Origin of the sequence: Clostridium felsineum DSM 794, assembly GCF_002006355.2 — a bacterium.
GTDB classification, from domain to species: domain Bacteria; phylum Bacillota; class Clostridia; order Clostridiales; family Clostridiaceae; genus Clostridium_S; species Clostridium_S felsineum.
This window is the reverse complement of the sequence record NZ_CP096980.1, coordinates 2,326,715-2,339,400: the sequence shown is the minus strand read 5'-3', so window position 1 is coordinate 2,339,400 and position 12,686 is coordinate 2,326,715. Positions and strand designations below refer to the sequence as shown.

The following is a 12,686-nucleotide window of genomic DNA, read 5'->3' as shown; positions in this document are numbered from 1 at the left end:
GTCCCGCATAAACGGGACTTCTCTTACTCTTCTGTATGAGCCTTTATGTAATTAACTACGTCTCCTACACTTGAAACTTTTTCAGCTTCTTCATCAGGCATCTCTATATCAAATTCTTCTTCTAAAGCCATTATTAATTCGACTATATCAAGAGAATCTGCTCCTAAATCATCAATAAAAGAGGATTCCATTTTAATTTCAGATGCGTCTATTCCAAGTTGATCTGCTATCACGTCTTTAACTTTTTCAAATATCATTTTTTCACCTCCTAAACTCTATTATGATAATATTACATATAATTGCTGTCGTCAATATTTATATACTAAATTTTATTACTTTATACCGTGAAAATATTCTTAATTTTTAATTTATCTCCTTTAATTGGCTGGAAATCTTATCTATTATTTTATTTTCACTACAAATTGCGGCTTGCTTTATTGCATTTTTAAAAGCCTTAGAATTGGAACTTCCATGTGCCTTTATGACTATACCTTTTGAACCCAAAAAAGGTGAACCTCCGTATTCACTGTAATCAAATTTTTTTGCAAAACTTTTTAACGTAGGTTTCAACATCAGTGCTCCAAGTTTTGATCTTGTAGATGACATAAGCTCACTCTTAAGCATTTTAAAAAGATTGGAAGCTACACCCTCATACATCTTTAAAAGTGTATTGCCCACAAATCCATCACACACTAATATATCAGTGTCACCACTTGACACATCTCTCGGTTCTACATTGCCAACAAAATTGAATCCAGATTCCTTTAAAAGCTTATGGGCACTTTTTGTTAGTTCATTTCCCTTCTCTTCTTCTGCACCTATATTAACAAGTCCTATAGTTGGATTTTTGACGTTTAATACACTTTCAAAGTATATTTTGCCCATAAGTGCAAATTGGAGAAGATACTGTGGCTTACAATCAACATTAGCTCCTGCATCTGTTACCATAAAAGGCGCATTTTTTCCAGGCATTATAGGTGACAGTGCCACTCTATCGATACCTTGTATTCTTCCTACCATTAATGTAGCACCTGCCATTAGAGCGCCTGTACTTCCAGCAGAAATGACAGCTTCAGCCTTCCCCTCTTTTACAAGGTTTAAAGCTTTATAAAGAGAAGATTCTTTTTTCCTTCTTATTGCCATAACTGGATGCTCATTATTTGTTATAACATCTTTAGCATCAACTAATTCTATACTTTCTTTATTAAAAGTATATTTTTTTAGTTCAGCATTAATTTTATCACTGGGACCAGTAATTATAATGTGCAAATTACTATTTTCATTTATGGCATCTACACATCCTTTAACTACAGCTTCAGGAGCATTATCTCCACCCATTCCATCAATAGATATTATCATAATTCACACCTCACCAACATGTTTTACAGACTTAAAAAAAAGAAAGCCACGAGACTTTCTTTTAATTATTTTTCTACAGCAACTATTTCCTTACCTTTATAGTAACCGCATTTCTTGCAAACTCTATGTGCAAGTTTCATTTCATGACAATTTGGACATTCAACCATTCCAGGTAAACTTAATTTAAAAGTTTGAGCTCTTCTTGAATCTCTTCTAGCTTTTGAAAATTTTCTAGCTGGATTTCCCATGTGTATACACCTCCTTAATGATTCGAAAACAAATCCTTAAGCTTTGCAAATCTTGGGTCAATATTTTCCTCATGACAATTACACTTAGATATATTTAAATCCGTGCCACACATAGGGCACAACCCTTTGCAATCCTCTCTACATAATTTTTTCATAGGTAGAGATAGTATAATATTGTTTTCAACAATTTCATTTACATCTACTTCATAGTTATTTATAAAGATGACTTCATCATCTTTATTTTCTGGATTGTCGGTGAATTTTTCCTCTATCTCCAAATTTATATTATATGGAAACTTTTTAAGACAGCGCGAACATGTAAGTTCAACAGTACCTTTAACTTCAGCACTTAATGTCACAATACTGCCATCCATCAACAATTGACCTTTTAGGGTTAATGGCTCCAAGATTTTATATTCCTCAGAGTCAAATTTAAAATTCGTCAATTCAAGTTTCATATCGACAAATTTTTTGCTGACTTTTTTTGTTATTAAATCAGAAACATCTAACATATTATTATAGCTCCTAAATCAATAAGTTATTATTAAAATTTACAAAATAAACTGTTTAATGTTAAATCATTAACGCAGCCATAACTTATTATATAAGCATGCAAAATAAATGTCAAGTTTTATTTTAACTTGCTTACTATGTCCTTTGTGTCTCTTGCAATCATAAGTTCTTCGTTAGTAGGAATTACAAGGACTCTAACCTTCGAACTTTCTGCACTTATATCCATTGGTACTCCCATAGTTGCATCATTTTTAGCATCATCAATTTTTATGCCAAGATACTCCATGTTCTTGCAGATTTCTCTTCTATTTTCAAAGGAATTTTCACCTATTCCGCCTGTAAATACAAGACAATCTAATCCATTCATTATTGCTGTATATGAACCTATAAATTGTTTTACTTTATAGTTAAATACACTATAAGCTAAAATGGCTTTAGGATCTTTATCTACATAATTACCTTTTTTGATATCACGCATATCACTGCTTATTTCACTTAAGCCTTCAATACCTGATTTTTTATTTAATATAGTGTTTACTTCAGAAGCACTTATATTTAACTTTTCCATAAGGAATGTTACTACTGCTGGATCCATGTCACCACTTCTAGTTCCCATAACAAGACCTCCAAGAGGTGTGAAGCCCATACTAGTATCTACAGATTCACCATTTTGTACAGCTGTTATACTTGCTCCATTACCCATATGGCATACTACCATTTTTAAATCTTCTACATTTCTACCTACAAATTCTGCAGCTGTTCTTGAAACATATTTATGTGAAGTTCCGTGGAAACCGTATTTTCTTATCTTATATTTTTTATAATATTCATTTGGAATAGCATACATATAAGCATAATCAGGCATAGTTTGATGGAAAGCTGTATCGAATACTGCAACCATTGGAGCCTTTGGCATTAATTCTCTGCATGCATTTATTCCTATAATATGAGCTGGATTATGAAGTGGAGCTAAACTAACACACTCTTCTATTGACTTCATAACATCATCATCTATTAAAGCAGAACTAGAATATTTTTCTCCACCATGAACTATTCTATGTCCCACTGCTGATATTTCATCAATATTTTTTATAACACCATATTCATCATTTAAAAGAGCATCTAAAACAAGTTTTATAGCTTTTTTATGATCTTCCATTGGTGTTTCTGTAACATACTTTTTTCCATTTACCTTGTGAGTTATTACAGAACCCTTTATTCCAATTCTTTCAACTAAACCCTTAGCAAGTACGGATTCATCTGCCATATCAATAAATTGATATTTTATTGATGAACTACCGCAATTAATAACTAAATTTTTCATAAAAATCCTCCTTATATTCCTCTTTGTGCTTGAACTACAGTTACTGCAACAACATTTACGATATCATCTGCACTACATCCTCTTGATAAATCGTTAATAGGTTTTGCAAATCCTTGACATATAGGTCCTATTGCTTTTGCTTTTGCAAATCTTTGAACAAGCTTGTACCCAATGTTTCCTGTTTGAAGATCAGGGAATACAAGAACATTTGCCTTTCCTGCAACATTGCTAGAAGGTGCTTTTAACGCTGCTACTTCTTTTTCTATTGCTGCATCAAGTTGAAGTTCTCCATCAATAGCAAGATCAGGTCTAAATTTCTTAGTAGTTTCAACTGCATTTCTAACCTTATCAACCATTTCTCCTTTTGCACTTCCCATAGTTGAGAATGAAAGCATTGCAACTTTAGGTTCAAGTTTACATAATTTTCTAGCTGTTTCAGCTGTAGTTATTGCTATGTCTGCAAGTTCATCTGATGATGGATTAGGATTTACAGCACAATCTGCAAATAAAAGAAGTCCCTCTTCACCATAATCGCAATCAGGTATTATCATGACAAAAAAACCAGAAACTATTTTTACTCCTGGTGCAGTTTTTATTATTTGAAGACCTGGTCTTAATAAATCTCCTGTTGTATGAACAGCTCCTGAAACCATTCCATCAACATAGTCATTTTTCAAAGCCATAGTTGCGAAATATAGAGGATCTCTTACCATTTTTTCAGCTTTTTCAATAGTCATTCCCTTATGTTTTCTAAGTTCATAAAAATCTCTAGCATATTTTTCTGTTTTATTAGATTTCTCTGGGTCCATTATTTCAGCTTTTGATATATCAAGGTTTAATGCACTTGCATTTGCTTTTATATTTTCTTCATTACCTACAAGAACAATCTCTGCTAAACCTTCTTTAATTATTTTATCTGCAGCAATTAGGTTTCTTTTTTCTTCACCTTCTGCTAATACTATTCTTTTTTTATCTCCTTTAGCACACTCCCATATGCTTTCCATTAAATCCATTGTATTTTCTCCCTTCGTAATGCCAATAATATATTGACTTAAAAAATTAAATCGAATACATTTTACTATACATACTTTATAACACAACTTTTATTATTTTTGCAACATCTTTTTTTTTTATATTGATTTTAAAACAATGATAATTTTGGAATTTTATACTTTAAAACTCAATATCCTCTTTATTTTTTAAGATTACATCTAGGTTTGCATTTATTAAGCATTGAAAATACTGTATAATCGTTTTGAGGTGGTAAGTTTGAATATTACTGGAATAATTGCTGAATACAATCCAATGCATAGTGGACACATCCATCATTTGACTAAAACTAGAGAAATTTGCAACAGCGATGTTGTCGTTTGTGTTATGAGCGGAAATTTTGTTCAAAGGGGTGAACCAGCAATAATAGATAAGTGGTCTAGAGCTAAAAGTGCTCTTCAGTCAGGTGTGGATCTTATAATAGAACTTCCCTGCATATATGCTGTATCTTCAGCTGAATTTTTTGCCTTCGGAGCTGTAAGCCTTCTTAATTCCTTAGGCTGCATTTCAAATATTTGCTTTGGAAGTGAAAGTGGCGAAATAGAAGATATAAATTTAATTTCTAAAATACTTAATGATGAGCCAAATGAGTATAAAACCTTTTTAAAAACATATTTAGACAAAGGACTTTCTTTTCCTCTAGCAAGAACAAACGCATTAAGGGAATATTTGTCTTTATCAGGTAAAGAAACAAAACACAATGTTTTATCATCAGCTAATAACATATTAGGAGTTGAATATTGTAAAAGTTTAATAAAACTTAAAAGCAATATAGTGCCCTATACTATACAGCGACTAGGAAATGATTACAACGATTTAGAGCTTAAAGCTGTTTCCAGCGCCTCTGCAATACGAAATTCACTTAAGAGTAAAGAAAATATTGAATTTATAAAAGATACGCTGCCAGAAAAGTCTTTTGAAATGATAATTGAAAATATAGATAATCTTACTTATGTGGATTACATTTTTGATTATATAAAATATAAAGCTTTAACAAGTAAGGACTCTTTTAGGCATTTACCTGATGTGTCAGAAGGTATTGAAAATAAGATCTATAATTCTATGCTAAACTCTTATGATATGGGCTCTTTGATGAGATTGATAAAAAATAAACGATATACCTATTCTCGCATATCAAGGATACTCACTCAGTACTTCATTGGCTTCGACTGTTATAATACAGAAGTTTTAAGAAAATCGCCTCCAAAGTATGCTAGAATTTTAGGCTTTAATGATAAAGGTAGAGATATCTTAAAATTATTAAAAAAGACTAGCTCAATTCCCCTAGTTACTAAAGTTAATAACTATGACTTTGAAGAATTGTCATTAGATATAAAAGCAACTAAGGCATATAGTTTAATAAACAAAAAAGTAGGTCCTTTAGATGATTATTATAAGAAAATTATCATAGTTTAAATCACAGCTAATATATTATTTATATAAACATTTATTAAAGGAGTTTTTTACTTGATAATTTTTTTTCTACTAATTATTATAGCTTTAATAGCAGTTCTTTTATTTTTACTTATAAAAGAGCTGCATTTAAAAAGCACTTCAAATTACATAATGACTTTTTTTCTTTCATTAATTATATTATTTATAATTTTAAAACCAGAAGTTTGCATCGCATCCTCTATATCTGGTGCTAAATTATTCTTTTTCAATGTCTTCCCTTACGTATTTCCTTTTTTAGTTATATCAAATTTAATAATATGTTATGATGGTATAGAAATTTACTCTAAATTCTTAGGGCCAATTCTTTGCAGTTTTCAAAGACTTCCTAAAAAAGCATCTATTGTTCTTATCATAAGTATTTTATGTGGTTATCCTCTAGGAGCCAAGTATGCCTCGGACTTATATGAAGATAACATAATTGATTTTTCTACATTTAGAAGACTTGTAAATATAGCTTCAAATCCAGGACCTTTATTTATTATAGGCGCTATTGGGACATCCATGTTAAAAAATAAACATTTAGGCTACATACTTCTTATTTCTTGTTATTTATCTTGCATAGTTATGGGATTAATACTCCCTAATAAAAAAGTTATTTCCTCTACAAAAAAAATAAAAAGGAATGTTAGCGAAAAACATTCCTTTGGTATAGCTCTTAAAATAAGCACAGAAAATGCAGTAAAAGTAATTTTACAAATAATGAGCTTTATAATAATTTTTTCAGTTATAATTGGTCTTTTAAAACAAAGCATAATCTTTAAGGGCAGTGAAACCAGCTTTATCAAAACCTTTATGCTTGGAATAATAGAAATGACCAATGGTGCTAATATGTTATGTTCTTACAATTTTCCAATTGATTTAAAAATGATCACTCTTAGCTTTTTTGCATCCTTTGGCGGTCTATGTATTATAGCTCAAATTTATTCTTTTATCGGAAAATACAAAATATCTTATATAAGATTTACCTTACTAAAAGTAGTTCAAGGTATAATAAGCAGCATTATATGTTTTATACTTATGAAGTTATTTTATGTAGATAAATCAATAAGCACCTTTAACTTACATTATAATACTCCAATTCCTTCTTTACTTTTCATTGCTGTAGTAATTATAATATTGTTACCACTGTTGATCTATAAACTAAAAAAGATTATTTAACCTCTCTAAGTTCTGTTATGTTATTTTTTATAATTTCCTTGATACTATCGAAATCATTCCTAACATTAACCGAAAGATCCTGGGCTTCTTTTTGAAGCTTTTCATTAAATTCTTGTTGTCTCTCTTCTATTTGCTCATCTACTTGGCGCAGTAAATCATCAACATATTGAAGTGCAGACAACTTAATTTCCCTAGCTTCCATCTTCGCTTCTTCAACTAAACTTCTAGCCTTATTTTCCGCTTCTAAGGTTACATTATGCCTATCTATCTGCATTTTAACAGTTTCAATTTCTTGCCTTTTAAGTTTGTCCGCTTCTTTAACAGCATCATTTAAAATCTTATCTTTTTCATTGAGTATCCATTGAGATTTTTTGAGTTCTTCTGGAAGTTCGCTCATTATTTTAGTAATAATATCTAACACTTCTTTTTTGCTTACCATTACTTTATTGGAAAGTGGCACTTTGCTAGAAGTATCAATAATATCACCTAAGTATTCTAATAACTTAACCACATTCATAATTATCTCTCCCTATAAATTAAAAAACATTAACCTCTACAAATTTAACTAGCCTCGTCTAATATAATAATTAAATTATCTCGCTTTTTTTAGTACATCCTCTATAATTTCATCTGGTACTAGTCCTTTAATACATCCTCCAAAAACAGCAACTTGTTTAATAGCTGAAGAGCTTAAAAATGAAAATTCTAAACTAGTCATCATAAATACAGTCTCAACATTAGGATCAAGCTTTTTATTCATTAACGAGGTTTGAAGTTCGTATTCAAAGTCTCCTACACTTCTTAGTCCTCTTACCATAACATTTGAATCGTTGTTTTTCATAAAATTAACGAGAAGACCACTAAAACTTTGAACACTTACATTTTCAAAAGGTTTTGTAACTCTACTTATAAGTTCTACTCTTTCATCAACAGTAAACATACCTTTTTTATCTGGATTTATAAGTACCCCTACGATAACCTTATCAAATACTTTGGAAGCCCTACTTATTATGTCTAAATGTCCATTAGTTATGGGATCAAAGCTTCCGGGGTATACTGCTACTTTCATTTTTTATCCTCCTTGTGTCTATAAAAACATACAATAGTCTTTCCATACTTTCTATGGTCAACTAAAGTTATATCATCGTTTCCTTCGTAAATAGTTTCATCAGAATCTATTTTAGTAACTATAAGACCTTCCTTGGTAAGAAGCTCATTCTTAGATATTTCTTCTATAGCTGGAGGTATCATTTCTTTAGCGTATGGTGGATCTATAAATATTAGTGTAAATTCTTTTCCTTTTGATTTAAAGTAGTTTAAAGCTTCATAAGAATCCATATTTAAAGTCTTACATTCTTTATCAAATTTTAAATTTTCAACATTTTGTTTAAGTATTGGATATGTAACGGAGCTTTTGTCAATTAAATAACATTCTTTTGCTCCTCTACTGGCAGCCTCAAGTCCTAAACTTCCTGTACCAGAAAACATATCAAGCACAACAGCTTCGGGAACGTCCAGTTGAATTATATTAAACATTGCCTCTTTTACCCTATCTAATGTTGGTCTAGTTGTTCCCATTCCAACAGGTGGTAAAATCTTTCTTCCCCTAGCTTTGCCAGATATTATTCTCATATTTATCCTCCTAACATAAAAAATACATTAGTCTATATTTTATCATACATAAACACATTATACAAAATATTTTAGTATTAATTAAAGCAAATATATTTCGATGTACTTTTTAAACTTTTAATTATTGACTTTTTTATAACAATGTCACTTTCTACTGTACTTTTTATTAATTTTTTAGCAGCACTATTAGCCTCTTTTAGTATACCTATATCCTGTATTATATCAGATAGAATAAGTCCATCATCACCACTTTGTCTTATTCCAAAAACTTCTCCACTCCCTCTTAGTTTAAAGTCTTCTTCTGATATATAGAAACCATCATTACTTGAACACATTATTTCCATTCTCTTTTCAGCAATCTTACTCTTAATATCACAAACTAGCATACAATAGGATTGATACTCTCCTCTTCCAACTCTTCCTCTAAGTTGGTGAAGCTGGGCAAGCCCAAAACGCTGTGCATCTTCTATTATCATTACACTTGCATTAGGAACATTAACACCTACTTCTATAACTGTAGTTGAAACTAACACCGTAGTCTCTTTATTTTTAAATCTTTCCATAATAACATTCTTTTCTTTAGGCGGCATTTTTCCATGAAGCATTTCTACAGATATATCCTTAAAATATTCTTTTTTTAATTCATTATAGAGTTTTTCAACTGATGTGAGTTCAAGCTTTTCATTTTCCTCTACTAAGGGGCACACTACATACACTTGTCTTCCACTTTTTATTTCCTTTAAAGCAAAATTATATGCCTTATCTTTATTACTCTTTTTTATACTTAGAGTTTTTACTTCTTTTCTTCCTGGCGGCAAAGTATCAATTATAGACACATCTAAATCTCCATAAAGATATAAAGCCAGAGTTCTCGGTATAGGCGTTGCTGTCATTACAAGAACATCTATGTTATTTCCTTTATTAAATAGCCTGTTTCTTTGCATAACACCAAATCTATGAAGCTCATCTGTTACTACTATACCTAAATTTTTAAATTCAACATTATCTTCTATTAAGGCATGAGTTCCTATTATAAGGTCTATTTCTCCCTCTTTTAATTTTTCTTTTATTATTTTTTTATTCTTTTCTGTTACACTTCCAGTTAATAGACCTATCTTTATATCAAAATTTTTAAATAAAGCTGATGCTGATTCTAGATGCTGCTTTGCAAGTATTTCTGTGGGCGCCATTAAGACTGCCTGAAAACCATTTTTTATAACATTAAAAATAGCTATTAATGCAACAATGGTTTTTCCAGAACCAACATCTCCTTGAACTAATCTATTCATTGCTTGAGGTCTTTTTTCATCCTTAAGAATATCTCTTATGACTAAATTTTGTGCTTCCGTTAATTTAAAAGGAAGACTTTCTTTTAAACTTACAAGTTCTTTAGCTATTTTAAAAGGGAATCCCCTATTATTCTTTTTAAGGTATTCTTTTAAAATCAAAACTTTAAGGGAGTATGTAAATAATTCTTGGAATTTAAGTCTTTTAGTGCTTTCTCTAAGCTCCACTAAATTATTAGGACTATGTATTTCTCTTAGTGCCATATCAAGACTATGAAAAGCATACTTTTTTATAACCCACTCTGGCATATTTTCTTCAATTTTAATACTTTGAAGAAGCTCAAAGATTAATCTTATAAAAAACGTATTTTTTAAAGTTCCTGAAAGAGCATACTTTGGAACTATTTTTTCATCACTTAAACCTTCATCCTTCGTTTGTATAGGATTATTTATAGTAATTTCACTTTTTGTTTTTTTTACTTTTCCCATGATTGTATAGGTTTCATTAAAGTTAAATTTGTTTTTTATGTATGGCTGGTTAAACCATATGCCATAAAAATTATTTTCTCCATCTGAAAATAAAATTTTAGTAACAATCTTACCACTCTTAGATCTAAATTGACTCATAAGTCTTAAAGGCTTGCATTTTACAACTACCTTTTGCCCATCCTCTACCTTCGAAATATCCGATAAAAGTGAGAGGTTTTCATAATCTCTTGGAAAGTATAGAAGCAAATCCAATATAGTGAATATACCACATTTATTTAATTTTAACGCAGTCTTAGGTCCAACACCTTTAAGCTTACCTATATCTTCATTAATATTCATAAAAATCCTCCCTTTATAATAAAAGTGACAAGTTTAATAAATAAGCTATTTAGCAAGCCTATTCATCCTAACTTGTCACTTATACAAATTTTAAAGTAAATCAAACAGGAGTTTACTTTAAAATTATATAAAACATTATAAAAAACATATGTACAGCGTTTTTTATACGTTATCTATTCTACAGACACTATGAAATAATATAGCGGCTGTTTTCCTTCACTTAATTGTACATCAAAATCAGAATATTTATCTTCAAGCTTTTCAGCTAATTCTTTTGCTTTTATCTCACTACAATCTTTTCCATAATATATAGAAATAAGCTCACTATCTTCATCTATCATACTATCTATTACTTTTTCACAAACTTCATATATATTTTTTCCTGTTTCTTTAATTTTATCTTCAACAATACCTAATATGTCGTTTGCATTTACAATTTTTCCATCTACTTCTGTATCTCTAACCGCATAAGTAATAGAGCCTGTTTTAACTTTTTTGATAGCATTATTTAATTTTTCTTTATTATTTTCAGCATTTCCATCATACTCAAATTCAGTCATACAAGTTATTCCCTGTGGTATTGTTTTTGTTGGTATTACTATAACATTTTTCTCACTTAATTCGCTTGCCTGATTAGCCGCCATAATAATATTTTTATTGTTAGGGAATACAAATACATTTCTTGCATTAACAGAGTTTATACTTGAAAGTATATCTTGAGTACTTGGATTCATAGTTTGACCGCCTTCTATTACAAAGTCCACTCCAAGATCTTTAAATATTTTAGAAATTCCTTCTCCTGAAGCCACAGCTATAAATCCAAAATCCTTTTCTTCTTCTACTTCGTTTTTTGAATCATTTAAATTTTCTTCAACCCTTGAACCTTCTGTTTTAAGTCCAAGAACTTCTCTATGTTCTTCTCTCATGTTATCTATCTTTATTCTAGAGAGTTCTCCTAACTTAACTGCCTCAGATAATACAAGTCCCGGGTCATTAGTATGCACATGTACTTTCGTTATCTCATCTACATTTACAACAATCATTGAATCTCCTAATTTAGATATATAGTCTCTAAATTTTGATACATCAGAATCTCCAGAATGTATTATAAACTCAGTACAATAACCAAACTTTATTTCTTCTTCAATAACGTTACTACTCTCTTTAGGCGCTATTGATACAGTTTGCTTAACACCGTTTAAAGAAGCCTTAATATCGTTTTCTAAAGCTTCTAGCATTCCTTTTAGAATTATTAAAAGACCCATTCCACCTGAATCTACAACCTTTGCCTTCTTCAAAACAGGAAGCATATCTGGTGTTTTATTAAGCATTTTTTCACTGGCATCACATACTTCTCTCATAAGTTTTGTTATATCCGTCTCTTTGCTCTTCTCAGCGCTTTCACCAGCACTTCTTATGATTGTGAGTATTGTACCTTCAGTTGGTCTCATTACCGCTTTATACGCAAATTTTGAGCCTTCCATTATACTTTTTGCAAACTCTACGCTGTTAACTTCATTTAAATTATCAAGACCGTTTGCTATACCTCTTAATATTTGAGAAAGTATAACACCAGAGTTTCCTCTGGCTCCCATAAGTGCACCCTTTGATAGCTTTTTTGCTATAACTCCTATGCCTTCATTTTTAACAGTCTCTATCTCTATTACAGCATTTCTAAAAGTCATGGACATATTTGTTCCTGTATCACCGTCTGGTACCGGAAATACATTTAAAGAATTTACAAAATCCTTTTGTTCATCTAATTTATTACATGCATTTACAACCATATTATAAAAATTATGTCCATCTATAGTTAAGTGTTCCAATTCTTGT

At 30.4% G+C, this 12,686-nt stretch carries 13 protein-coding genes; 2 read left to right on the top strand and 11 right to left on the bottom strand.

All coding sequences use genetic code 11. The annotated features are described in order from the left end of the window. Positions 1 to 23: 23 nt before the first annotated feature. The 6 genes from acpP to pta all read right to left on the bottom strand — a co-directional run bounded on the left by acpP (position 24) and on the right by pta (position 4,457). Positions 24 to 257, bottom strand: coding sequence for an acyl carrier protein (gene acpP, locus CLFE_RS11030; RefSeq protein ID WP_077833789.1), 234 nt, complete (start codon positions 255 to 257; stop codon positions 24 to 26). Positions 258 to 363: 106 nt separating this feature from the next. After that, entirely contained in the window at positions 364 to 1,359 is a 996-nt protein-coding gene (plsX, locus tag CLFE_RS11025; protein WP_077892619.1) for a phosphate acyltransferase PlsX, read from the bottom strand. A 65-nt stretch (positions 1,360 to 1,424) separates the two neighbouring features. After that, positions 1,425 to 1,607: a 50S ribosomal protein L32 gene (gene rpmF, locus CLFE_RS11020; protein ID WP_010965052.1), complete on the bottom strand. Its 183-nt coding sequence runs from the start codon at positions 1,605 to 1,607 to the stop codon at positions 1,425 to 1,427. A gap of 14 nt (positions 1,608 to 1,621) precedes the next feature. Next, entirely contained in the window at positions 1,622 to 2,119 is a 498-nt protein-coding gene (locus tag CLFE_RS11015) for a YceD family protein (RefSeq protein ID WP_077892620.1), read from the bottom strand. Positions 2,120 to 2,238: 119 nt separating this feature from the next. Then, positions 2,239 to 3,444: an acetate kinase gene (locus CLFE_RS11010; protein ID WP_077892621.1), complete on the bottom strand. Its 1,206-nt coding sequence runs from the start codon at positions 3,442 to 3,444 to the stop codon at positions 2,239 to 2,241. A gap of 11 nt (positions 3,445 to 3,455) precedes the next feature. Further along, positions 3,456 to 4,457: a phosphate acetyltransferase gene (gene pta, locus CLFE_RS11005; RefSeq protein ID WP_077833785.1), complete on the bottom strand. Its 1,002-nt coding sequence runs from the start codon at positions 4,455 to 4,457 to the stop codon at positions 3,456 to 3,458. 256 nt (positions 4,458 to 4,713) lie between these two features. Here pta and CLFE_RS11000 point away from each other — a divergent pair, with 256 nt between their 5' ends. Then, positions 4,714 to 5,910: a nucleotidyltransferase gene (locus CLFE_RS11000; protein WP_077892622.1), complete on the top strand. Its 1,197-nt coding sequence runs from the start codon at positions 4,714 to 4,716 to the stop codon at positions 5,908 to 5,910. A gap of 51 nt (positions 5,911 to 5,961) precedes the next feature. After that, a complete protein-coding gene (gene ylbJ / locus CLFE_RS10995) occupies positions 5,962 to 7,107 on the top strand; it encodes a sporulation integral membrane protein YlbJ (RefSeq protein ID WP_077892623.1) in 1,146 nt (381 codons plus the stop codon). On the opposite strand, the gene CLFE_RS10990 is transcribed toward ylbJ, so the two are convergent. From CLFE_RS10990 to CLFE_RS10970, 5 genes are all read right to left on the bottom strand, one after another. Next, positions 7,100 to 7,624 (bottom strand): hypothetical protein, encoded by a 525-nt coding sequence (locus CLFE_RS10990; RefSeq protein ID WP_077833782.1) that lies wholly within the window; start codon positions 7,622 to 7,624, stop codon positions 7,100 to 7,102. The genes ylbJ and CLFE_RS10990 overlap by 8 nt on opposite strands. 75 nt (positions 7,625 to 7,699) lie before the next feature. Further along, positions 7,700 to 8,176, bottom strand: a complete 477-nt coding sequence (coaD, locus tag CLFE_RS10985; protein WP_077833781.1) for a pantetheine-phosphate adenylyltransferase — start codon at positions 8,174 to 8,176, stop codon at positions 7,700 to 7,702. Further along, a complete protein-coding gene (gene rsmD / locus CLFE_RS10980) occupies positions 8,173 to 8,739 on the bottom strand; it encodes a 16S rRNA (guanine(966)-N(2))-methyltransferase RsmD (RefSeq protein WP_077833780.1) in 567 nt (188 codons plus the stop codon). The genes coaD and rsmD overlap by 4 nt, the downstream gene beginning before the upstream one ends. A 77-nt stretch (positions 8,740 to 8,816) precedes the next feature. Further along, positions 8,817 to 10,853 (bottom strand): ATP-dependent DNA helicase RecG, encoded by a 2,037-nt coding sequence (recG, locus tag CLFE_RS10975; RefSeq protein ID WP_077892624.1) that lies wholly within the window; start codon positions 10,851 to 10,853, stop codon positions 8,817 to 8,819. Between the two features lie 173 nt (positions 10,854 to 11,026). Further along, positions 11,027 to 12,679: a DAK2 domain-containing protein gene (locus CLFE_RS10970; protein ID WP_077833778.1), complete on the bottom strand. Its 1,653-nt coding sequence runs from the start codon at positions 12,677 to 12,679 to the stop codon at positions 11,027 to 11,029. Between the last annotated feature and the right edge of the window lie 7 nt (positions 12,680 to 12,686).